This is a genomic window from Microbacterium sp. BR1 (assembly GCF_002812725.1).
In the GTDB taxonomy this organism is placed as follows: Bacteria; Actinomycetota; Actinomycetes; order Actinomycetales; family Microbacteriaceae; genus Microbacterium.
On record NZ_NMUN01000005.1, the window covers coordinates 216,067 to 238,103 of the forward strand.

The 22,037-nt window shown below is 70.1% G+C and carries 19 protein-coding genes; 8 read left to right on the top strand and 11 right to left on the bottom strand.

Annotated features, from left to right (window positions below):
- Positions 1–57: 57 nt before the first annotated feature.
- Entirely contained in the window at positions 58–4,128 is a 4,071-nt protein-coding gene (gene hrpA / locus CGU35_RS10745) for an ATP-dependent RNA helicase HrpA (protein WP_100811561.1), read from the top strand.
- 169 nt (positions 4,129–4,297) lie between these two features.
- A complete protein-coding gene (locus CGU35_RS10750; protein ID WP_100811562.1) occupies positions 4,298–5,239 on the top strand; it encodes a quinone oxidoreductase family protein in 942 nt (313 codons plus the stop codon).
- 4 nt (positions 5,240–5,243) lie between these two features.
- Here CGU35_RS10750 and CGU35_RS10755 read toward each other — a convergent pair whose 3' ends face one another.
- Positions 5,244–6,086 (bottom strand): sulfurtransferase, encoded by an 843-nt coding sequence (locus CGU35_RS10755; RefSeq protein WP_100811563.1) that lies wholly within the window; start codon positions 6,084–6,086, stop codon positions 5,244–5,246.
- Between the two features lie 126 nt (positions 6,087–6,212).
- On the opposite strand from CGU35_RS10755, the gene CGU35_RS10760 reads away from it, so the two are divergent.
- On the top strand, positions 6,213–7,196 hold the full coding sequence (locus CGU35_RS10760) for a Gfo/Idh/MocA family protein (protein ID WP_100811564.1): 984 nt from the start codon (positions 6,213–6,215) through the stop codon (positions 7,194–7,196).
- 1 nt (position 7,197) lies between these two features.
- Positions 7,198–8,073 (top strand): NYN domain-containing protein, encoded by an 876-nt coding sequence (locus tag CGU35_RS10765; protein ID WP_100811565.1) that lies wholly within the window; start codon positions 7,198–7,200, stop codon positions 8,071–8,073.
- Position 8,074: 1 nt separating this feature from the next.
- Here CGU35_RS10765 and CGU35_RS10770 read toward each other — a convergent pair whose 3' ends face one another.
- The 7 genes from CGU35_RS10770 to nhaA form a co-directional block, all read right to left on the bottom strand.
- Complete coding sequence (locus tag CGU35_RS10770) at positions 8,075–8,488, bottom strand: DoxX family protein (protein WP_198519562.1); 414 nt, start codon at positions 8,486–8,488, stop codon at positions 8,075–8,077.
- 54 nt (positions 8,489–8,542) lie between these two features.
- The gene (locus CGU35_RS10775) at positions 8,543–9,565 is read right to left on the bottom strand and encodes a 1-aminocyclopropane-1-carboxylate deaminase (RefSeq protein WP_100811566.1); all 1,023 of its coding nucleotides are present in this window, start codon (positions 9,563–9,565) and stop codon (positions 8,543–8,545) included.
- 79 nt (positions 9,566–9,644) lie between these two features.
- A complete protein-coding gene (locus CGU35_RS10780; RefSeq protein ID WP_100811567.1) occupies positions 9,645–10,691 on the bottom strand; it encodes a cupin domain-containing protein in 1,047 nt (348 codons plus the stop codon).
- Positions 10,688–11,152 (bottom strand): DoxX family protein, encoded by a 465-nt coding sequence (locus CGU35_RS10785; protein ID WP_100811568.1) that lies wholly within the window; start codon positions 11,150–11,152, stop codon positions 10,688–10,690. Before CGU35_RS10785 ends, CGU35_RS10780 begins: the two co-directional genes overlap by 4 nt.
- Before the next feature lie 113 nt (positions 11,153–11,265).
- Positions 11,266–11,883 (bottom strand): GyrI-like domain-containing protein, encoded by a 618-nt coding sequence (locus tag CGU35_RS10790; RefSeq protein ID WP_100811569.1) that lies wholly within the window; start codon positions 11,881–11,883, stop codon positions 11,266–11,268.
- Positions 11,884–12,009: 126 nt separating this feature from the next.
- Positions 12,010–14,574, bottom strand: coding sequence for an ATP-dependent Clp protease ATP-binding subunit (locus tag CGU35_RS10795; protein ID WP_100811570.1), 2,565 nt, complete (start codon positions 14,572–14,574; stop codon positions 12,010–12,012).
- A gap of 61 nt (positions 14,575–14,635) precedes the next feature.
- Complete coding sequence (gene nhaA, locus CGU35_RS10800) at positions 14,636–16,522, bottom strand: Na+/H+ antiporter NhaA (RefSeq protein WP_232711263.1); 1,887 nt, start codon at positions 16,520–16,522, stop codon at positions 14,636–14,638.
- A 51-nt stretch (positions 16,523–16,573) separates the two neighbouring features.
- Between nhaA and CGU35_RS10805 the strand changes: the two genes are divergently transcribed.
- The gene (locus CGU35_RS10805) at positions 16,574–17,341 is read left to right on the top strand and encodes an EI24 domain-containing protein (RefSeq protein WP_100811571.1); all 768 of its coding nucleotides are present in this window, start codon (positions 16,574–16,576) and stop codon (positions 17,339–17,341) included.
- Between the two features lie 34 nt (positions 17,342–17,375).
- Here the strand turns inward: CGU35_RS10805 and CGU35_RS10810 are convergent, their stop codons facing one another.
- Positions 17,376–17,840 (bottom strand): DUF3817 domain-containing protein, encoded by a 465-nt coding sequence (locus CGU35_RS10810; protein WP_100811572.1) that lies wholly within the window; start codon positions 17,838–17,840, stop codon positions 17,376–17,378.
- Between the two features lie 142 nt (positions 17,841–17,982).
- On the opposite strand from CGU35_RS10810, the gene CGU35_RS10815 reads away from it, so the two are divergent.
- A complete protein-coding gene (locus CGU35_RS10815; protein WP_100811573.1) occupies positions 17,983–18,354 on the top strand; it encodes a VOC family protein in 372 nt (123 codons plus the stop codon).
- 31 nt (positions 18,355–18,385) lie between these two features.
- Complete coding sequence (locus tag CGU35_RS10820) at positions 18,386–18,904, top strand: hypothetical protein (protein ID WP_100811574.1); 519 nt, start codon at positions 18,386–18,388, stop codon at positions 18,902–18,904.
- A 52-nt stretch (positions 18,905–18,956) separates the two neighbouring features.
- On the opposite strand, the gene CGU35_RS10825 is transcribed toward CGU35_RS10820, so the two are convergent.
- Together CGU35_RS10825 and CGU35_RS10830 are read right to left on the bottom strand one after the other, a co-directional pair.
- Positions 18,957–19,250: a DUF4287 domain-containing protein gene (locus tag CGU35_RS10825; protein ID WP_100811575.1), complete on the bottom strand. Its 294-nt coding sequence runs from the start codon at positions 19,248–19,250 to the stop codon at positions 18,957–18,959.
- Between the two features lie 48 nt (positions 19,251–19,298).
- A complete protein-coding gene (locus CGU35_RS10830; RefSeq protein ID WP_100811576.1) occupies positions 19,299–20,822 on the bottom strand; it encodes an ATP-dependent DNA ligase in 1,524 nt (507 codons plus the stop codon).
- Between the two features lie 89 nt (positions 20,823–20,911).
- Here CGU35_RS10830 and CGU35_RS10835 point away from each other — a divergent pair, with 89 nt between their 5' ends.
- The gene (locus CGU35_RS10835) at positions 20,912–22,036 is read left to right on the top strand and encodes a class I SAM-dependent methyltransferase (RefSeq protein ID WP_100811683.1); all 1,125 of its coding nucleotides are present in this window, start codon (positions 20,912–20,914) and stop codon (positions 22,034–22,036) included.
- The last annotated feature ends 1 nt before the right edge of the window (position 22,037 follow it).

A 22,037-nucleotide genomic window follows, 5' to 3' on the forward strand; every position in this document is an offset into this window, starting at 1 on the left:
CCCGTCCCCCGTGACCGCACGTCCTGCCACGGCGCGCGCGTCATACGATGGAGGGCTATGCCCGCGCCCGTCCCCGTGATCACGTTCCCGCCGGAGCTGCCCGTCAGCGCCGCCCGGGAAGAGATCGCGCGCGCCATCGAGGGCAACCAGGTCGTGATCGTCGCCGGAGCAACCGGGTCGGGCAAGACGACGCAGCTGCCGAAGATCTGCCTCGAGCTCGGCCGCACCCGCATCGCGCACACACAGCCGCGCAGGCTCGCCGCCCGGACGATCGCCGAGCGCATCGCGGAAGAGCTCGAGGTGCCGCTCGGCACCCTCGTCGGGTACAAGGTGCGCTTCACCGACAACGTGTCGGACCAGACGCTCGTCGCACTCATGACCGACGGCATCCTGCTGAACGAGATCCACCGCGACCGGCTGCTGCGCCGCTACGACACGATCATCATCGACGAGGCCCACGAGCGCAGCCTCAACATCGACTTCCTGCTCGGGTACCTCACGCGGATCCTGCCGGAGCGGCCCGATTTGAAGGTCATCGTGACGTCCGCGACGATCGACCCGCAGAGCTTCGCAAAGCACTTCGCGGATGCCTCGGGCACACCCGCCCCCATCGTCGAGGTGTCGGGGCGGACCTTTCCCGTCGACATCCGGTACCGCCCCCTCGTCCGCGAGGCGGACATCCCGAAGGAGCGACCCGCGCAGAACGTGCCGGACGCGGCCGATGACACGACTCCAGCCCCATCGGACCTCCGTGATGTCCGGGATGCGGCGGAGCAGGCACCCATCGACGAGGCACCGTACGACGTCGAGGGCGACGAGGTGGCCGGGATCGTGCAGGCGCTGCGCGAACTCGAGCGCGAGGCCCCGGGCGATGTGCTCGTCTTCCTGCCGGGCGAGGCCGAGATCCGCGACGCCGCCGACGCCGTCCGCGGCGCCTACGCGCAGGCCACGGCACCGACCGAGGTCCTCCCCCTCTTCGGGCGGCTGTCGTCCGCCGAGCAGCACCGCGTCTTCGAGCCCTCGCGTGTCGCCGGCGTGCGGCGACGGGTCGTGCTCGCCACGAACGTCGCCGAGACCAGCCTGACCGTGCCCGGCATCCGCTACGTCATCGACACCGGCACCGCCCGGATGTCGCGCTACAGCAATCGCGCGAAGGTGCAGCGCCTGCCGATCGAGGCCGTTTCGCAGGCATCCGCTCAGCAGCGGTCCGGCCGCGCCGGACGCACGAGCGCGGGCATCGCGATCCGCCTGTATGCCGCGGACGACTTCGCCAAGCGCCCGGAGTTCACCGAGCCCGAGATCCTGCGCACGAGCCTCGCCTCGGTCATCCTGCAGATGCTCTCGCTCGGCTTCGGCGACATCGAGGCCTTCCCGTTTCTCACGCCGCCGGACTCCCGCGGGGTCAAGGCCGCGCTCGACCTGCTCGGCGAGCTGGGCGCGGTCGAGCCCGGGCGTGGCGCGCCGCGGTTGACGCGCATCGGGCGCGACATCGCGCGGATGCCGATCGATCCGCGTTTCGCCCGCATGCTCATCGAGGCTCAGCGCACCGGCGCGATCCACGAGGTGCTGCCGATCGTGGCGGGCATGTCGATCCAGGACGTCCGCGAGCGCCCCGAGGAACGCCGCGAAGAGGCGGACCGGCTGCACGCGCGCTTCGCCGATCCGACGAGCGACTTCGTCGCGCTGCTCAACCTCTGGAATCACCTGCAGGAGGCGCAGCGCGAGAACGGATCGAGCGCGTTCCGGCGCCTGTGCCGCGCCGAGCACCTCAACTATGTCCGCGTGCGGGAGTGGTTCGACGTCCATCGGCAGATCCGCAGCCTCGTCCCCGCGCAGAAGCGCCCGCGCGAGGGTGCCCGTTCCGACCGAGACGGTGCCGGTTCCACCGCCGACGGGCAAGCCACCGACCCCGCCGCGATCCACCGCGCGATCCTCGCCGGCCTGCTCTCGCACATCGGTCTGATCGACGAGCGCGCGGCGCAGAAGGGCACCGCCCAGAAGAGCGCCGCTCCCGCCCGCCGCGCCCCGTCCCCCGAGTACCTCGGCGCCCGAGGCATCCGCTTCGCGATCTTCCCCGGCTCGGGGCTCCGCAAGGCCCGCCCGAAGGCCGTCATGGCCGCCGAGCTCGTCGAGACCTCGCGCCTGTACGCCCGCACGGTCGCCGCGATCGATCCCGCCTGGGCCGAGCCCCTCGCGGGCGACCTCGCGAAGCGCCAGGTGAGCGAGCCGCACTGGTCGAAGGATGCCGGGGCCGCCGTCGCCTACGAGAAGGTCACGCTCTTCGGGGTCGAGATCATCCCCCGCCGTCGTGTGCAGTTCGCCCGGATCGACCGGGCGGGTGCGCGGGAGCTCTTCGTCCGCCACGCCCTGGTCGAGGGCGAGTGGGATCCGTCGAAGATCGACAAGCGCCTGACGAGCTTCGCGCGGGCCAACGACGAGCTGCGCCGTCGTCTCGAACGCGTCGAGGAGCGCGAACGGCGCCGCGACATCCTGGCCGGCGACGAGGCCGTGTTCGCCTTCTACGACGCACGCATCCCGCGCGATGTCTTCGACGTGCGCTCGTTCGAGAACTGGTGGGTCGAGGCATCCGCCCGCACCCCGAAACTGCTCACGATGCGCGAGCAGGACCTGCTCGAGGGCGAGGCGCGATCGGATGCGGCGGACTTCCCGACCCGGTGGACCCAGGGCGATCAGACCCTGACGCTCGCCTACCGCTTCGAGCCGGGCGCGCCCGACGACGGCGTCGCGGTGATCGTGCCGCTGGCGCTCCTCGCGAGTGTTCGCCCGGATGGCTTCGACTGGCAGGTTCCGGGGCTGCGACCGGATCTCGTGACGGCGCTGCTGCGCGCGCTGCCGAAGTCCATCCGGCGGCACGTCGTGCCCGCGGCCGACTGGGCCGCGAAGTTCGCCGACGACCTGGCCGGCGCGGGGCCGGAGAATCACGCGGGCCTGCCCCCGACGTCCCTCGCTGCCGCGCTGGCGAAGCTCATCCAGCGAGTCGCCAATCAGCCCGTGACGGTCGATGACTTCGAGATGGACCGCGTCCCCGCGCACCTGCGCCCGACGTTCCGTGTCGTGGACGAGCGCGGACGCACGGTCGGATCGGGTCGCGACCTGCGCGACCTGCAAGAGACCCTGTCGGGACGCGCCCGCGAGAGCGTCGCGACCCGACTCGCGGCCCCGCCCTCGACAGGCAAGCCCCGCCGCGGCCCCGCCGCACCGGTCGGCCCGTCGCCCGCAGGCGACGCATCCGTCCGCGAACGCGAGGGAATCACCGCCTGGGACCTCGGCGAGCTGCCGCCGGTCGTCGACACGCGCGTGGCCGGCGGGGTCGTCCGCGGGTACCCGACGCTCGTCGACCAGGGCTCGAGCGTTTCGCTACGCATCGAGACCACCCCGGATGCGGCCGAGCGTGCTTTGCGCGTGGGCATCCGGCGTCTCGTTCTGCTCGCCGTTCCCTCACCCGTGTCGTACGTGCAGGAGCATCTGACCGCGAACGAGAAGCTTGCCCTCGCGGCCTCGCCGTACGCGTCGGCAAAGGCGCTGATCGAGGATTGCCGGGCGGCCGCGGCCGACGCGCTCATCCGGACCGTGGCGCCGACCGGTGTCGTGCGCAACGCGGAGGACTTCGCGCGCGTTCGCGACGCCGTCTCGGCAGGGATCGTCGACTCCCTGTTCGCCGCCGTGTCGCTGACCGCACGCATCCTGCTCGCCGCACGCGACGTCGACCGGGCGCTGCGCGGCCAGAACGCAATGACCCTGCTCGCGGCCCTCGGCGATGTGCGCGCGCAGGTTGCCGGCCTGATCTATCCGGGCTTCGTTCTGCGCACCGGCACCGCCCGACTCGCGCAGCTTCCGCGCTACCTCGAGGGGGCTCGGCTGCGGCTCGAGGAGCTCGCCGACACCCCGGGCCGCGACCGGCAGCGCCTCACCGAGTACGAGCGCGCCGCGGCGGCATATACCGAGGCAGGCGGCACGATCCCGGTGAGTCCGGATGCATCACCCGCCCTCGTGCACGCGCGCTGGCTGCTCGAGGAGTACCGCGTGAGCCTGTTCGCGCAGCGCCTGGGAACGGCGGAGCCGGTCTCGCTCCCCCGCATCACGAAGGCCCTGCGCGGCGACTCCTGACACGCCCGTCGGTCATCCTTCCGGCGGGATGTGGGGCGGCTCGGATGCTGCGGGGCAGGTTCTGCCGCGCCCCACAGCACACCGGCCGCCCCGGTTCGGGGCTCGCGCGCGACACCGAGGGCTACGCTCGAGACACAGCGCTGTCGCCGACGAGGGAGAACTCATCACCATGACCCGTGCAGTCGTCTACGCCGAGTTCGGCGGTCCCGACGTCCTGACCGTCGTCGAAACTCCGACTCCCGACATCCGCCCGGCCCACCTGATCGTGCGCGTCGAGGCTGCGGGCGTAAACCCCATCGATGCCAAGCTGCGCGCGGGGATCCGCCCGTCCGCCACGATCGACGCACCCCGCCACATCGGACGTGACGGCGCCGGCGTGGTCGTCGCGGTCGGCGATGACGTCCAGGGCTTCCGCGTCGGCGACCCGGTCGCGTTCCGCGAGACATCGGGCACCTACGCGAGCGAGGTCAGGGTAGCCGCGCACAACGCGATCCCGCGGCCGCCGTCGGTCTCGGCCGCCGCGGGAGCCGGCATCGGCATCCCCGTCGGCACGGCCTACCAGGTGCTGCGCTCGCTCGACGTGCGCGCGGGCGACACCCTTCTGCTGCACGCCGGATCCGGATCCGTCGGCCAGGCCGCCATCCAGTACGCCGTGCTCTGGGGCGCGACCGTCATCGCAACCGCCAGCGAGGGGCGCTTCGATCGCGTTCGTGCGCTCGGCGCGACTCCGGTCGTGTACGGCGATGGACTGCTGGAGCGCGTTCGCGAGGCCGCACCGCAGGGGGTCACGGTGGCGTTCGACGCGGCGGGAACCGACGAGGCGCTCGAGGTGTCGTGCGAACTCGTCCCCGACCGCAACCGCATCGGCACGATCGTGCGCGGACAGGATGCCGGAGACTACGGCGTACGCGCTTTCGGCGGCGGCAGTTCCACGCCCCTGACCGAAACCGAGCTCGCGTGGCGCGCCGAGGCATTCCCCGTCACGATGGCGCTGCTCGCCGCGGGGGCCTTTTCGATCGAGGAGGGCCCGTCGTTCTCGCTCGACGAGGCCGCCGAGGCTCACCGAGCGATCGAGGACGGCGTCGACGGCAAGATCGTCATCGTCCCCTGAGGACCTATACCGGGTTCGGCCCCGTGACGACGGGACGATCGGGAAGATTCGACCACTGGCTCCACGAGCCCGGGTAGAGCCGCGGCGTGAGTCCCGCCAGGGTGAGAGCGACGAAGGCGTGGGATGCCGTGACGCCCGATCCGCATGACACGGCGACGGGTGCCGACGCGTCGATGCCAAGCTCTTCGAAGCGGGCTCGCAGGGTGCCGGGCGGGAGGAACCACCCGTCCTCGTCGACATTGCCCGTGGTCGGCGCGTTGAGCGACCCCGGGATGTGACCCGCCCGTGGATCGATCGGCTCGACGTCGCCGCGATAGCGCTCGGGTGCGCGCACGTCGAGCAGGGCGCCGGATGCCGCGAGTTCCGCGGCCTCGTCGATCGAAACCTGTGCGAGGTGCCCTGCCGAGAGGGTCACGGACCCGGGTGCCGGCACGACATCGCCCGCTTCGAGGGGCAGCCCGGCGGCGGTCCACGCCCGCAGTGACCCGTCGAGGATCCGCACGTCCACGATGCCGCCGTCGGTGAGCACCCACCAGGCCCGCGCGGCCGAGAGCGACTTCAGGTCGTCGTAGACGACCACCGTGTCGCCGTCGTCGATCCCCCACCGGCGCGCCGAGGCCTGCAATGCCGAGACGTCCGGAAGCGGGTGACGCCCGTCCGTCGGTTCACCGTGCGCCGCCAGGTCGTCGTCGAGACTGACGTACACGGCCCCCGGAATGTGCCCCCCGAGGTATTCGGGGCGCCCGTCCGGTCGATCCAGGCGCCACCGCACGTCGAGCACGCGCACGGGCGCACCCGCGGCGATCAGGGCGGCGAGGGCGTCGGGGGTGATGAGGATGTCGGACATGGTTCTCCCGTCTACAGCTCCAGGGTAGGTCGCGGCGCCCGGGCCCCGCTCGTGCCATCCGCGCGAAGACTCGAGCACAGCGCGACGACCCCGCGGCACGTCCCACCCCGCGGGTAGGCTCGGGGCATGAGCGGACTGCGCTGGGGAATCCTCGCGACGGGCGGCATCGCCCGCACCTTCACCCAAGACCTGCACGTCGCGGGCCGAGAGATCGTCGCGGTCGGGTCGCGATCGGATGTCTCGGCGCGGGCGTTCGCCGAAGAGTTCGGCATCCCCCACGCACACGGCTCGTACGAGGCCCTCCTCGCCGATCCGGACGTGGACATCGTCTACGTCGCGACGCCGCATCCGTCGCACGCAGAGAACGCGCTCGCGGTCATCGCCGCGGGCAAGCACGTGCTGGTCGAGAAGCCGTTCACCCTGAACGCCGCCGAGGCCGCCGCCGTCCGCGACGCCGCGGCAGCGCGCGGCGTGCTCGTCCTCGAGGCCATGTGGACCCGTTATCTGCCGCACATGGCGCGGATCCGCGAGCTGATCGCCGACGGCGCCGTCGGCGAGGTGCGGACGGTCTTCGCCGACCACACACAGCAGATCACGGCCGATCCCCGGCACCGCCTGAACGCCCTCGAGCTCGGCGGTGGCGCACTGCTCGATCTCGGCATCTATCCCGTGTCGTTCGTCTGGAACATCCTGGGTCGGCCCGAGACGGTCCTCGCGTCCGCTCGCAAGAGCGATACGGGCGCCGACACCGAGGTGGCGACGATCTTCACGCACGCGTCCGGGGCGATCTCGACCACGATCTCGTCGTCGCGCGCGGCCGGGCCCAACACGGCGCATATCGTGGGCACCGAGGGTCGAATCGACGTCGATCGCACCTGGTACAACGCGACGTCGTTCCGGCTGACCGGACCCGATGGCACGCTGCGCGAACACTACGTCTCGCACGTGCAGGGTCGCGGCATGCAGTATCAGGCCCTCGCGGCCGAGCGACTCGTCGCCGAAGGCAATCTGGTCGGCGACCTCCTGACGATCGATGAGACGGTGGACATCATGGCGACACTCGACGAGATCCGGGGCCAGATCGGCCTCGTCTACCCGAGCGAGGCCTGAGATGGCCGAAGGCGGCCGCGTCGCGGTCTATCTCGACTTCGACAACATCGTCATCTCTTGGTACGACCGCGTGCACGGCCGAAACGCCTATGGGCGCGACCGTCAACGCATCGCCGAGAATCCGGCCGAGCCCGAGATCGCGGAACGCCTGAGCCAGGCCGTCATCGACGTGGGCGCGATCATCGACTACGCGGCATCGTTCGGCACCCTGGTGCTGACCCGCGCCTACGCGGACTGGTCGTCACCGGTCAATGCGGTCTACCGCAGTCAGCTCGTCGCCCGCGCGGTCGACCTCGTGCAGCTCTTCCCCGCCGCCGCCTACGCGAAGAACGGCGCCGACATCCGCCTCGCGGTAGACGCTGTCGAAGACATGTTCCGACTCCCCGATCTCACGCACGTCGTGATCGTCGCGGGCGACTCCGACTACGTGCCCCTCGCGCAGCGCTGCAAGCGGCTCGGACGCTTCGTCGTCGGCGTCGGAGTGGCGGGCTCGACCGCCAAGTCGCTCGCGGCCGCGTGCGACCAGTTCGATGCCTACGACGCCCTGCCCGGCGTTTCGGTGCCCACCGACAAGCCGCAGCAGAAACCGGATGCCACAGCATCCGATACTCCCGTGCGCCAGAGGCGCCGCAGCAGCAAGGACCCGGCGGCCGACCTGCTCGAGCGTGCGCTGCGCCTCGAACACGAGCGCACCGATGCCGACTGGATGCACAGCTCGGTCATCAAGAACCTCATCAAGCGGATGGACCCGTCCTTCAGCGAGAAGGGGCTCGGCTTCAAGTCGTTCTCGGACTTCATCAAGGCCCACCCGGCGATCGTCGAGATGAACGAGACCGACAACATCCGCCTGGTGCGGCTGGTTCCCGACAAGCGCTGAGCTAGCGCGAGCGCGTCGACCAGTACGCCCACGCCACGAGCACCGGCTGGAAGAACAGCCGGACGAATCGCTTGCGGTCGGTGTCGAGACCGAACCCGTCGCGCTTCTTGGCGTACTGCTCGACGTTGCCCGGGAACACCGCGACGAAGAACGCCGCGAGCAGCAGGCCGATGCGCGACCTCTCTTTCGGCAGGGCGATCAGGGCCGCCCCGAGCATGATCTCGACGGCTCCGGATGCCACGACGACCGCGTCCTTGTCGAGCGGGGTGTACTCGGTCGTCCAGTCGGGCACCTGCGCCTGGAACTCCTTGCGCGCCCAGAACAGGTGAGAGATACCGGCGAAGGCGAGCGCGCCGCCGAGTGCCCAGCGAGCGATCGTGCGCGGGGGCGAGGATGCGATGTCGTGTGCGGCCATGCCCTCAGTCAACACCCGGAACGCGGGCAGTGGTACCGGGTCAGTAGCGCCCGGTCAGTGGTACCGGCCGCTGTACGCGTTCAGAGCGGGCTGGCCGCCGAGGTGCGCGTACAGGACGTGCGAGTCGCGCGGGATCTCGCCCGAGGACACGAGGTCGATGAGTCCCGCCATCGACTTGCCCTCGTACACCGGGTCGATGATGACGCCCTCGAGGCTGCCGGTCAGGCGCATGGCCTCGTCCGTCGAGGCGACCGGGATGCCGTAGTAGTCCCCGGCCCACCCCTCGAGCACGGTGATCTCGTCATCGCGCAGGTCCCGACCGACGCCGATCATGTCGGCCGTGCGCCGGGCGATCCGGGCGACCTGATCGCGCGTCTCGTCGATCTTGGCGGACGCGTCGATGCCGATCACCCGACGCTCGCGGCCGCCGAAGTTCTCGACCAGGTCGGCGAAGCCCGCGATCATGCCGGCGTGGGTCGATCCGGTGACGCTGCAGACGACGATCGTGTCGAAGAAGACGCCCAGTTCGGCCTCTTGAGCGGCGACCTCGTGCGCCCAGTTCGCGAATCCGAGTCCGCCGAGCGGGTGATCCGACGCCCCCGCCGGGATCGCGTAGGGCGTGCCGCCGGATGCCTCGACATCCGCGATCGCCTGCTTCCACGAGTCCTTGAACCCGATGCCGAAGCCCGAGGCATCCAGCCGCACGTCCGCACCCATCAGGCGCGAGAGCATGATGTTGCCCACGCGGTCGTTCACGGAATCGGGCCAGTCCACCCAGTTCTCCTGCACGAGGACGGCCTTCATGCCGAGATGCGCGGCGACCGCGGCGACCTGCCGGGTGTGGTTGGACTGCACGCCCCCGATCGACACGAGCGTGTCGGCCCCCTGCGCGATGGCGTCCGGCACGAGATATTCGAGCTTGCGCACCTTGTTGCCGCCGTACGCGAGGCCGCTCGAGACGTCCTCGCGCTTCGCCCACACCCGCGCGCCGCCGAGGTGATCGCTCAAGCGGTCGAGCGGATGCACGGGGCTCGGTCCGAAGGTGAGCGAGTGGCGCGGGAAGTCACTGAGCGGCATGGTTCTCCAGGGGTCGGGAATGCAACATATTACACATCGGGCCACGAGGCCCTCGCCCGAAGGCGGGGTCGAGGGCGGGTCAGACCGGATCGGTCGGGTTCACCTTTTCGACCAGCAGCGGATCGACCGGGGTGAACGGGAACGCGGGCAGCTGATCGACCGCGACACCGAAGGTGGCGGCCAGCACGGGGCGGGAGAACGCCGAGACCGACTCGCGGTAGCCGATGTCGCCGGGCGTCGGCTGATCGAAGAAGATCAGGAAGTGGATCTCGTCGTCCCCGATCACCTCGATCTGGTGCGGGTACGCGGGCGGGACGAAATAGCAATCGCCCGGCTCGAGCAGGTACGTGTCGACGGTGCCGTCGGGGTCGAGGATCGACATCCGGGCGCGTCCCTGGTGCACGTAGCCCATCTCGGCGGTGCCGGGGTGCCAGTGCGGTTCGCGCATCCCGTCGTCGCGGATAGTGAGCGAGTACATCGACATGCTCGAAAGGGCGGGCCAGTACTGGCTGCGCGCGAGCTTGACGGCGGCGAACGGATGCTGCAGCGGTGCCTCTTGCGACGCGATGTCGAACTTGTGCGGGTTGCCGTAGCCTGCCGTGTCCGGGACCACGGGCGGGCCCTCCCGGCGGACGATGTCGCGAGAGGTCGTGTCGCGCGGCAAGGCTGCGAAGTCCGATGCCGGGAGCCCGTAGGTGTTGCCCAGCACGGCATCCGACATCTCGCCGAACGCCGCGCGCAGCGAGAAGTCCTCGGGCGCCTCGTTCGAGAAGGCCACCACGATCTCGGCCTCGGCGTCGCCGATGTTCTCGATGTGATGCAGGGCCCCGGACGGGATCGTGAACATCTGCCCCGCCGTGATCGTGAAGGACGAGAAGACGCTGCCGTTCTCGACGATCGACACCAGGACGGACCCCGCGAGGCAGTAGCCGAGCTCGTCTGCGTTGGCGTGCCAGTGCGGCTCACGGACGCTGCCGGGCGCCAGCACGAGCCGTTTGATGGAGAGCCGCCGCAGGATCGGGAAGTTGTCGACCGTCAGGCGACGGATACTGCCGAGCTCGCTGTCGTGCTGCGCCTCGGCGGTGCGGAGGGAACGGACGTGTCGGGAGGATGCGGTGGCGCTCATCTGCGGCCTTTCTGCGATCGCGGGGACGGTCGGGATGGGGAGGAGGGTGACGGTGTGCTCCACAGCGCCCACGCGACGAGCAGGGGCTGCAGCAGCAGACGGATGAATCGGGCACGATCGGTGCGCATGAGGGGTGCCGGGCGGCCGGTGCGCCACTGGTGGACGTTGCCCGGGAACACGGCGACGAAGAAGGCCGCGACGACCGCACCGATGCGGCGGCGCTCGCGCGGCAGGACGACGAGCGCGGCCCCGAGCATCACCTCGACGACCCCCGAGCCGATCACGATCGCGTCTTTGTCGAGCCGCAGCATCCGCGTCGCCCACTCCGGCACCACGATGCGGTACCCGCGACGACCCCAGGTGAGGTGCGACACCCCCGCGCCGATCAGCAGGGCCGCGAGCGCCCCGCGCCCGACCGTGCGTGCGATCCCCGCGGGGTCTGTCGATGCGCGTTCCACCACGTCCTCAGTGTTCCACGACGGCGGGCGTCGAAGCACCGCGCGAACGGTCGCGACACGCCGCTCGCGCCGATGGCACACGGCGAGTCGCGACCGTTCAATCGATGCGGGCGACCTCAGCCGACCCGCTCGACGGGCTGCCGCAGGATCGTCCGGAGCTTCTCGGGCGCCGTGCGCCGCGGATCGCCGAGGTAGATCTCGTGGTGGCGTCCGGTCATCCGCAGGCCGTGCTCGGGGATGAAGTCGTCGTGCATCGCCTCGAGCACGGGGCCCTCCGCGTCGTAGGGCCCGACGTGCAACGTCTGGACGCAGAGCCCCTCGTCGAGGGCCTCCACCCGCAGCGCGTCGATCGCGGGCGCCCCGCCCTTCGTCCGCACCGCCTGCGCGGCGACCTCGACACGGGCGTCGTCGATCCAGTCGGGCACGAGGATCATCGCGGTCCAGCGCCAGCGGGTCTTGTCCCGCGCGGCCGTGAACGCGGCCATGTCGTCCGACCACCAGAGCGCCTCGAGCGGCATGACGACGTAGTCGCGGTCGAGCTCGCGCTTGCTCAGGAACTTCAGGGCGTACGCGACGGGATACAGCGTGGCCAACGCATCCGCGTACGCCTGCGCCGTGTTCGGATCGCCCGCGCCGTCGATCGCGAGGTACCGCAGGGGCGGAACCGTCACGATCTCGAAGCGGCCGCGGGGCGCGGCGTATGTCGCGATCTGCTTCTTCAGGTCGATCTTCATCTCGGGAGAAGCGTAGCGAGGGGCAAAGGCGCCGAGAAGAGGGAAGACGCCGAGACGAGGCGGCGCGCTAACGCACCACGCGCCGGCACGGATGCTCTCCGTGCCGGCGCGTGCGTTCGGTCGTTCTTATGCCGCCCGGGCGAGGGCGAGGCTCGTCACCGCGAGCTCGCCGCCCGAGGCATCCACGCTCACCGCTCCCCCGTCGCTCAGGGCGCCCGAGACGAACAGGTCGGCGATGCGGTCGTCGACCTCGCGCTGGATCAGGCGGCGCAACGGGCGCGCCCCGTACTCCGGCTCGTAGCCGTGCTCGGCCAGCCAGTCGATCGCGGCATCCGACACCTCGAACGACACCTCGCGCGAGGTCAGGCGACGCGCTGTCGCACCGAGCATCAGGCTCACGATCTCGCGGAGCTGCTCCTTTTCGAGCTTGCGGAACAGCACGATCTCGTCGATCCGGTTCAAGAACTCGGGGCGCATCGCCTCGCGGAGCTTGCCCATCACCCGGTCGCGCAGGTCCTTCTCGCTTCCGAACCCGGTCGATCCGCCGCCGTCGGCGATGAAGCCGATCGCGCCGGAGCGAGAAGCCAGGAACTCGGAACCGATGTTCGAGGTCATGACGATCACCGTGTTGCGGAAGTCGACCGTGCGGCCCTGCCCGTCGGTCAGGCGTCCGTCGTCGAGCACCTGCAGCAGCAGGTTGAAGACATCCGGATGCGCCTTCTCGATCTCGTCGAACAGCACGACGGCGTAGGGGTTGCGCCGCACGCGTTCGGTCAGCTGCCCGGCCTCGTCGTAGCCGACGTACCCCGGAGGGGCACCGACCAGCCGCGAGACGGTGTGCCGCTCGCCGAACTCGCTCATGTCGAAGCGGATGACCGCGGACTCGTCGTCGAAGATCGAAGACGCGAGCGCCTTGGCGAGCTCCGTCTTGCCGACGCCGGTGGGCCCCAGGAAGAGGAACGATCCGATCGGCCGGTGCGCGTCGCCCATGCCCGTGCGGTTGCGCCGGACGGCCTTGGCGACGGCCTCGACCGCGCCATCCTGTCCGATCACGCGCCCGTGCAGCTCGCCCTCCAACTCGGCGAGCCGCTCGCGCTCCGTTTCGGTCAGACGGTTCACCGGGATGCCGGTGGCCCGGCTGATCACGGCCGCGATCTGTGCCTCGTCCACGACCGCGTCGCCGCGGGCACCCGCCATCGAGCGGGACGTCGCGTCTTCGATCCGCTGCTGCACCTCGGTGATCGCGTCGCGGATGCGCGACGCCTCCTCGTAGTGCTCGGCCGAGACGGCGGCGTTCTTGTCGGCCTCGAGTTGAGCCAGACGCTCCAGCAAGCCGCTCACGTCGACCTTCGCGCCGAGCCGCAGGCGCAGTCGCGCCCCGGCCTGGTCGATCAGGTCGATCGCCTTGTCGGGCAGCACGCGCTCGGTCAGGTACCGGTCGCTCAGCTCGACCGCGGCGCGCAGCGCGTCGTCGGTGTACTCGACGGCGTGGTGCTCGGCGTAGGCCGGGCGCAGTCCTCGCAGGATCAGCACCGAGTCCTCGATGGAGGGCTCACCGACGCGCACGGGCTGGAAGCGGCGCTCCAGCGCCGGATCCTTCTCGATCGTCCGGTACTCCTTCAGCGTGGTCGCGCCCACGAGGTGCAGGTCGCCGCGCGCGAGCCGGGGCTTCAGGATGTTGCCCGCGTCCATCGCGCCCTCGCCGCCGCCTCCGGCGCCGACGACGGTGTGCACCTCGTCAATGAAGACGATCACCTCGCCCTTGCGGGCCGAGATCTCGTCCATCGTCTTGGTCAGGCGCTCCTCGAAGTCGCCGCGGTAGCGCGTGCCCGAGAGCATCGCGGGCAGATCCAACGAGATGACGCGCTTGTCGCGCAGTTGCTCGGGGACTCCGCCGTCGACGATCGCCTGCGCCAGGCCCTCGACGATCGCGGTCTTGCCGACGCCCGCCTCGCCGACGAGCACGGGGTTGTTCTTCGTGCGGCGGCTGAGGATCTCGATGGTCTGCTCGATCTCGTCGGTGCGACCGATCACGGGGTCGAGCTGACCGGCGCGAGCGCGCTCCGTCAGGTCCGTGCCGAACTTGTCCAGCATCGGGGACTGCGTGTCCGTGTCGTCGGAGGCGGCTGCGGGCTCGCCCACCGTGCCCACCGTCTCGCGGGCGCCCTGCGTGAGGGCCTCGGCGGTCACGCCGGCCTCCGCGAGGACCTGCCCGGCCGGGGCATCCTGAGCCAGCACGAGCGCGAAGAAGAGGTGCTCGGGGTCGACGTACGTCGAGCCCGACGAGCGCGCGACCTGGAAGGCGTGGAACAGAGCGCGCTGCACGGACGAGGTGATGACGGCGGCGTCGACCGACGCGGAATCGCCCGCGGCGGGCAGACGACCCTCGGTCGCGCGCACGATCGCGGACGGACTCGCGCCGACGCGCTCCACGGCCTCGCGGGCCGGGGATTCGTCCACGATCACGCGCAGAACGTGCAGAGCGTCGAGCTCACGCTGGCCGCGCTCGAGTGCATAGCGACCGGCGCGCTGCAGGATGTCCTGCGTGCGGGCGCTCAGGAACCGCGAGAGGTCGATCGACCGCTCGGCGCGAGCGCGCTCCCCCGCCATGTAGCGCGAGAGGAATTCGTCGAATGCACCGGCACCGCTGTCGAAGCCGTCGCCATTCGGGGGTGTGACGTCGTTGGGCACGAGGCCTCCTGATCAAACGTGAGTCTTATGCACTCAACTTTAGGACTTGAGTGCGTTCGTATCAAGTTGAACGTGGAGGGGTCGTGGTTATTCCCGGTGATTTCGCAGCCGCCTCGAGCGCGCGAATCAAGCTTTCGGAATCGTAGGGACCGATGTGCCGCTTCTCGCCGACGAAGAACGTCGGCGTGGAGTGCAGGTCCATCATCTCGGCGTCCAGGCGGTCGTCGTCGACGCGCCGGACGACCTCCGCGGAGCGGAAGTCAACGACGAAACGATCCAGATCGAGGCCGAGATCGGTGGCGTAGCCGCGGATGTCCTCCTTGGTCAGCGCCTTCTGATGCGCGAAGAGCGTCCGTGCCATCTCGAAGAAGTGCCCCTGCAGCCCCGCAGCCTCCGCGGCCTTGGCCGCGCCTTCCGCGTGCGGATGCACCGCATCGAGGGGAAGGTGTCGGAAGACCCAGCGCACCTGTCCGGGCAGACGATCGAAGACGGCGTCGATCGATCCGGTCGCGCGACTGCAGAACGGGCACTCGAAGTCCCCGTACTCGACGATCGTGTACGGGGCATCCACCGGTCCGCGGATGTGGTCGCGCTCGGGGTCCACGGGCCGGACGAGCTTCGCACCGATCGCCTGCGGCGGCTGGAACCGGTCGGCGATCGTGAAAATGACCCAGCCCAGCAGGAACGCGAGGACGGATGCCGCGAGCACGCCGACGCGCGCCAGATCCTGCGCCTCGTCATCGTCGATGGCGATCGTGACGATGAAGAGCGAGATCGTGAAGCCGATGCCCGAGAGCGCCGCTCCCCCGGCGATCCGAGGCATCCCGAGTCCTGGCGCGAGCTTGCCACCTCCGAAAGCCCGCACGAGGGCCGTGCCGCCCAGGATGCCGACGAACTTGCCGACGACGAGGGCCGCGATGATGCCCCAGGTGAGGGGGGACGTGAACGCCGTCGCGAGCACCTGGCCGTCGAGGTGTACACCGGCGTTGGCAAGCGCGAAGATCGGCAAGACGAGGAAGGAGATGTACGGGGCCCAGGCCGTCTGCAGACGTTCGTTGATCGAGAGCGATTCGCGCAGGCTCCGGGTGACGGCGGCCGCGTACAGCGTGTTCGGCGACTCGCGGAAGGCCTGCGTGAGCTGCGCGGTGCGTTCGACGTCGCCGCGCCGGGGCGCGAACACCGGGATGAGCAGGGCCACGGCGACGCCCGCGAGGGTGGGGTGGATGCCGGCGTACGCGAGCGCGATCCAGAGCCCCACACCCAGCACCGCGTAGCTCAGGCCCCGTGCCGCGCGCAGGAAGCGCACGCACGCGATCGCGGCGACGAGCGCGACCGCGACGAGGAGCGGAACCCAGCGGATGCCCTCGTTGTAGAAGAGTCCGATCACGAGCAGCGCACCCACGTCGTCCACGACGGCGAGGGTGAGGAGGAAGGTCCGCAGCCGGGCGGGGAACTTCGGTCCGATGATCGCGAGCGCACCGAGCAGGAAGGCCGTGTCGGTCGAGATCACCACACCCCACGCGTGGGCGTAGTCGGTCGACGCGGCGAACGTGAGGAAGATGAGCGCCGGCAGGATGAGCCCGGCGACGGCCGCCGCGATCGGCACCCGCGCGCGGGCCGGATCGGTGAGCTCGCCGATCGCGAACTCGCGCTTGACCTCGAGTCCGACGAGAAAGAAGAAGAACGCCATCAGGGCATCGTTGACGACGCCGTGCAGCGTGGCCGACACCTCGAGATCGCCGAGCGAGACATCCAGATGCATGTCCCAGAACTGCTCGTACGTGTAGCCCCACGGTGAGTTCGCCCACAGGATCGCGAGCGCCGTGAAGATCAGCAGCAGCGCCGCCGCTTTGCGGTCGGAGGACTCGCGCTTGCGCTTCATCCGGATCGAGACCGGCGGCTCGAGCGTTGTCGGCGCGAAAGGCGTGGCAGACCCGGGAGCGCTCATGCCGCCCAGCATAGGGCTGGATCTGCGGGTGGGCGCCCGTAGCCTGGAAGCATGCGGGAGTTCATCGGCGGGGTGCGGATGCTCGGGAGCGGCCTCGCACTCTGGCGGCGCATTCCGGGCCCGATGGCGCTCGGTCTCGTGCCCGCGGCCATCGTCGGCATCCTGCTGTTCGCCGGACTCGTCACCCTGTCGTTCCACCTGCCGCGACTCGCCGAGTTCGTCACGCCGTTCGCGGACGGATGGCCGGGGCTCTGGGCGAGCGTCGTGCGCGTCGCGGTCGGCACGGCGATGCTGGGCGCCGCGCTCGTCGTGATCGCGATCTCGTTCACCGCGCTGACGCTGCTGGTCGGCGAGCCGTTCTACGACCGCATCTGGCGTGCGGCGGAACGAGAGCTCGGCGCGGTTCCCGCGGACGCCCCCTACGGATTCTGGCGTTCGGTCGGCGACGGCTTCTCGTTCGTCGCTCGCGGTATCGCGATCGCGATCGCCGCCGGGCTGCTCGGGCTCATCCCGGTCGTCGGCGGTTTCACCGGCGCGGTCGGCGGCGTCCTGATGACCGGATGGCTGCTGGCCGACGAACTCTCGTCACGTGCCCTGTCTGCCCGGGGAATCAATCCCCGTGCGCGCCGCGCGCTGCTCGCGGCGCATCGCGCGCGCACTCTCGGGTTCGGCGTCGCGACGCAGCTCTGCTTCTTGGTCCCGCTCGGCGCGGTGTTCATCATGCCCGCAGCGGTCGCGGGGTCGACCGTCTTGGCCCGGTCGCTCGTTGCGTCGGCGGAACTCACCGCGTCGGGTCAGTACGCCGGGTCGGGCGGTTAGTCGCGTCCGCCCTCGTTCGTCGCGGCCGCCCTGGTTAGCCGCGCCCGCCCGGCGGGCCGACGATCAGCAGCACGACGAAGATCACGACCACCAGCACCGCGACCAGCACGGCGAGGATCCACGGGCGGCGCAGCAGCGCCCGCATCAGGCGGTCATGCCAGGCAGCATCACGCGGATCGTTCCCCGCCTCGAGACGCCAGGCGCCCTGCAGACGACCGCTGCGGTGCAACCAGATCTCGGTCGGGATGGTGGCGTAGGGGACGATGGCGCTGGCGATCGCGACGACGGTGGGGACGGGATGCCACCGCTGATTCTTGGCGACCAGCACGGCGGTCGCTCCGTACGACAAGAACACGAACCCGTGGATGCCCCCGCCGATCGTCACCGCGATGGAGAGGTCCATGGTGGCCCGCAGAATCAGGCCCGTGATCAGCAGAGTCCACGAAATGGCTTCCGCGATGGCGAGCGTGCGGAACAAAGCGAGCGGGGTGCGGAACACGGTGGAACTCCTCGGGATCGGACCTCCATCTCATCATGGCGAGGCCGAGGCATCCGTTCCTTATGCGGACACTCTATGTCCGCGATTCTTCGTAGCGTGAACGTGAGGCATCCGGAGGGGATGCGCAGGGAGGACACAAGACATGGACTGGAAGATCGAGCTCATCTTCGTGCCGGTGACGGATGTCTACCGCGCCAAGGAGTTCTACGAGCGGATCGGATTCAATGCCGACCACGACGAGGTGCCGTTCGAGGGCTTGCGCTTCGTGCAGATGACGCCGCCGGGTTCGGCCTGTTCGATCGCGTTCGGGGACGGACTCGGAATCGACCTCGAGCCGGGTCGGCAGAACACGATTCAGGTCGTCGTGTCCGACGCCGACGAGGCTCTGGCGCATCTGCGGTCGGTCGGGGTCGAGGCCTCCGGTGTCGACGACCAGGCCTGGGGGCGCTTCGTCACGTTCGACGACCCCGACGGCAACTCGTGGACGCTGCAGCAACTGCCCGTCGCGCGCTGAACCGGCGGGCGCATCTGCCACACTCGGGGGCATGAGTTCGCCTGCCGCTCCCGCCCGCACCGACGCCGCGCTGGCGGCGGCCGCCATCGCCCTGATCGTTCTGCCACTCGTCGGACTCGCGATCAAACTCGCCTGGCCCGGATGGATGCTCTTCTTTGTGATGATGGTGTCGCCGGTGCTGCTGATCGGCTATGTCGTGCAGGTCATCATCGCGATCACCGGGTTCTTGACCCGACGGGCGGTCTTCCGCGCGAGCGCGGGGCGGACGCGTGCGCTGACAGCCGCCTGGCTGACCGCGGTCGGCATCGTCGTCACGGCGTTCTTCTTCGTCGATGGCAGCGACACCGACTGGGGGTCCGCCTTCATGTACACGGTCGGCGCAGCATCGAGTTCCGGGCTCGGCAGTGTCTCGAGTGCGATCAGCGTCATCGCGGGCATCGTCTGGGTGGGCGGCTGGGTCTGGCTGCTCGTCGAGTGGATCAGCGCGCTGATGGTGCGGCGCAGGGCGAGGAGCTCGACCGCGACCTCGACAGGGACCACGACGGTCTGACATCCCGCGAGGCGGATCCTCGGATGCCGCGACCCCGACGCCGCCGTAAGAGCTACCAGTCGGCGGGTTTGCTGTCCTTGCCGCCGAGCCAGAGTCGATCGCTCTCATCCGAGTGCGTGCCACCCGACCCCACGTGCTTCGACGAAATCCGGTCACCCTTCGTGATGACGTGGACCATCGCCATGGCGTGACCCCGGCCGAGGTCGTAGTCCGCCTTGAGCCATTCGACGATCGGTGTCGCCTTGGTGTCGGGGCCGAAACCCTTCTCGGTGGCGATCGCGACGAGCTGGGCGGGCGTGAGCCCGGTCTTGGTCTCGACGGCGTCGAGATAGGCCTGGAATGACATGTGTCTCCTCGGTCGTTTCGGTGGACGATTCTGGTCGTTTCGGGCGGGTCAGCCGCGCAGCATCCCGCGCAGTGTCTGGATCGTATCGGCGTCGCGCGGCTGTTTGTCGGGCCGGTAGCCCTTGACCCGGGCGAAGCGCAGGGCGATTCCGCCCGGGTAGCGAGACGAGCGCTGCACGCCGTCGATCGCGACCTCGACGACCGTCACGGGCTCGACCCACAGCACGTACGGGTCGCGACGCACCTCGATCGTCGGGAAATGCGCGGTCTGCCACGCGAGCGTCTCGTCCGTCATTCCTTTGAAGGTCTTACCGACCATGACGAGCCCGCCGGGCGGTCCGAATTCTCCGGCGGGGTCGAGCGCCCCGAGATGGATGTTGGACAGCAGCCCCGACCGACGCCCCGACCCGGGCTCGACGGCCAACACGACCAGGTCGAGCGTGTGCACCGGCTTGACCTTGATCCAGCTCGCGCCGCGACGCCCGGCGGCGTAGAGCGAATCGATGCCCTTGACCATGACGCCCTCGTGTCCCGCGGCGAGCGCCTCGCGACCGACGCGCTCGGCCGTTTCGGGGTCCGCCGTGATCTCGGCGGGAATGCGGTGGTCCGGCGCGATCCTCGCGAGCGCGGCCAGCCGTGCACTGAGGGGCTCGTCGATCAGATCTTGCCCGTCGAGATGCAGCACGTCGAAGAACCACGGTCGCAGAGCGATCTCTCGTGCGGTCTCGGCCCCGAACCGCGCCATCGTGTCCTGGAACGCGCGCGGAGCATCGTTCTCGTCGAGCGCGAGCGTCTCACCGTCCAGCACGACATCGTGCACCGGCATCCGTCTCACGACATCCACGATCTCGGGCAGACGGTGCGTGATGTCCGCGAGATTGCGAGTGAAAATTCGCACGTCCTCGCCGGCGCGGTGGACCTGGATGCGGGCACCGTCGAGCTTGAATTCGACGGATGCCTCACCCGCAGCCGCGATGGCCTCGGCGATCGAGGGGGCCGTGCTCGCCAGCATGGGCTGGATGGCGCGCCCGATCACGAGGCCCGTGTTCGCGAGGTCTTCGGCGGTGCCCGTGAGGGCGACGAGCGCCGTTGACGCGAGGTCGCCCGAGAGCATCGCGGCGCGGCGCACCGTCGCGACCGGCCGTTCGGAGGCGCGGGCGATCGCGTCGGTCAGCACACCCTCGAGGGCGCCCGTCCGCACCTCGCCGAGCAGCGCGCCGCGGAGCGCGTCACGTTCCCGATCGGTCGCGGCGTTCATCAGTTCGCGCAGGATCGTCGCGCGTCGCGCTGCGGAGCCGGGACCGGATGCCTCGGCCAGGCCCGCAAACGCGGCATCGACATCGGCGATCGTCAGCGTCGGCGCTCCGGCTGCCTCCTCGAGAGTCGCCGCGAGACCCCGCCAGCCCACGCCGACCTTCCCCTGCCGGGGACGGCCGAGCAGGAGCCCGACGGCCGGGACGATCTCGTCGGGCGCGAGCGCGCGCAGGAAGGCCGCGAGCACCTCGACTTTGGCGAGCCGAGAGCGTGTCGCGCCGACCGCGACGGCCGTCACCGCGAGTTCGTCGAACAGCATGGCGTCAGTCTGCCACCGGGCTCCGACGCCGGGCCGGTCGGTTCTGGGCGTGGTCTGCGGCATGACGCGCCCGGGATAGCGTGGGTGCGGTGACCCTCGACCTCGACGCGCTACGCCCCTTCCCCGATTCCGACGATGCCGACGTTCGCGCACATGACGCGGCGGATCGACTCCTGCTCGACGAATCGGCCACCGCGCGACAGGGACTCGGCCGGCACGACATCGTCGTCATCGGCGACACGTACGGCGCGCTTGCGCTCACGGTCGCGAGCGAGACGGATGACTCGCCCGGTGTGGTCCGCGTGCACCAGGATCCCCTCTCTTCCGAGCGAGCGCTCGCGGCCAACGCGCGATCGACGGGCCTCGAAGCATCCGTCGCCTCCCTGCCCCTCGACGCGGAACTCGTGCGCGGTGCCCGCGTCGTGCTGCTGCGGCTGCCGCGGTCGCTCGAGGCGCTGCGCGACATCGCTGGCCTCATCGCCGCTCACGCCGCGCCCGACGTTGTCGTGTTCGCAGGTGGACGCCTCAAGCACATGAGCCTCGGCATGAACGACGTGCTGCGCGAGTATTTCGCGACGCTCGACGTTTCTCTTGCCCGGCAGAAGTCGCGGGTGCTCATCGCTCGCAACCCCCACGACGGGCGCGACCCAGTGGCCTCGCGCGCTCAGCACGACGGCGTGATCGTCTGCGCGTTCGGGGGTGTTTTCGCGGGTTCGTCCCTCGACATCGGCACGCGACTCCTGATCGACAACCTGCCCGACACGATCCCGGGTGAGGACGACGACGCCGCGATCGACCTGGCGTGCGGCAACGGGATCGTCGGCGCGACGCTCGCGCTCCGGTATCCGAGCCTCCGCGTCTACGCGTCGGACGAGTCATCCGCCGCCGTCGCCTCTGCCCGCGCCACCGCGGTCGCAAACGGGATCGACGGCCGGATGTCCGTGGCCCGCGACGACGCTCTGTCGGCCTTGCCCGACGCGAGCGCGTCGTTCATCGCCCTGAACCCGCCGTTCCACCGAGGCGCGGCGATCGACGAGACGATCGCGCGACACCTGTTCGCCGACGCGGCGCGCGTGCTGCGCCCGGGCGGCGAGCTGTGGACCGTCTGGAACTCGGCCCTGCAGTACCGCCAGCCGCTCGAGCGCTTGGTCGGCCCGACGCGCCAGGTCGCCCGCACGTCGAAGTTCACGGTCACGTTCTCGACCCGCCGCTGAC

What these genes read in the sequence shown, in the direction of transcription:
- hrpA (WP_100811561.1), top strand. Translation starts at nt 58, where the DNA reads ATGCCCGCGCCCGTCCCCGTGATCACGTTCCCGCCGGAGCTGCCCGTC.
- CGU35_RS10750 (WP_100811562.1), top strand. Translation starts at nt 4,298, where the DNA reads ATGACCCGTGCAGTCGTCTACGCCGAGTTCGGCGGTCCCGACGTCCTG.
- CGU35_RS10755 (WP_100811563.1), bottom strand. Translation starts at nt 6,086, where the DNA reads ATGTCCGACATCCTCATCACCCCCGACGCCCTCGCCGCCCTGATCGCC.
- CGU35_RS10760 (WP_100811564.1), top strand. Translation starts at nt 6,213, where the DNA reads ATGAGCGGACTGCGCTGGGGAATCCTCGCGACGGGCGGCATCGCCCGC.
- CGU35_RS10765 (WP_100811565.1), top strand. Translation starts at nt 7,198, where the DNA reads ATGGCCGAAGGCGGCCGCGTCGCGGTCTATCTCGACTTCGACAACATC.
- CGU35_RS10770 (WP_198519562.1), bottom strand. Translation starts at nt 8,488, where the DNA reads ATGGCCGCACACGACATCGCATCCTCGCCCCCGCGCACGATCGCTCGC.
- CGU35_RS10775 (WP_100811566.1), bottom strand. Translation starts at nt 9,565, where the DNA reads ATGCCGCTCAGTGACTTCCCGCGCCACTCGCTCACCTTCGGACCGAGC.
- CGU35_RS10780 (WP_100811567.1), bottom strand. Translation starts at nt 10,691, where the DNA reads ATGAGCGCCACCGCATCCTCCCGACACGTCCGTTCCCTCCGCACCGCC.
- CGU35_RS10790 (WP_100811569.1), bottom strand. Translation starts at nt 11,883, where the DNA reads ATGAAGATCGACCTGAAGAAGCAGATCGCGACATACGCCGCGCCCCGC.
- nhaA (WP_232711263.1), bottom strand. Translation starts at nt 16,522, where the DNA reads ATGAGCGCTCCCGGGTCTGCCACGCCTTTCGCGCCGACAACGCTCGAG.
- CGU35_RS10805 (WP_100811571.1), top strand. Translation starts at nt 16,574, where the DNA reads ATGCGGGAGTTCATCGGCGGGGTGCGGATGCTCGGGAGCGGCCTCGCA.
- CGU35_RS10815 (WP_100811573.1), top strand. Translation starts at nt 17,983, where the DNA reads ATGGACTGGAAGATCGAGCTCATCTTCGTGCCGGTGACGGATGTCTAC.
- CGU35_RS10820 (WP_100811574.1), top strand. Translation starts at nt 18,386, where the DNA reads ATGAGTTCGCCTGCCGCTCCCGCCCGCACCGACGCCGCGCTGGCGGCG.
- CGU35_RS10825 (WP_100811575.1), bottom strand. Translation starts at nt 19,250, where the DNA reads ATGTCATTCCAGGCCTATCTCGACGCCGTCGAGACCAAGACCGGGCTC.
- CGU35_RS10830 (WP_100811576.1), bottom strand. Translation starts at nt 20,822, where the DNA reads ATGCTGTTCGACGAACTCGCGGTGACGGCCGTCGCGGTCGGCGCGACA.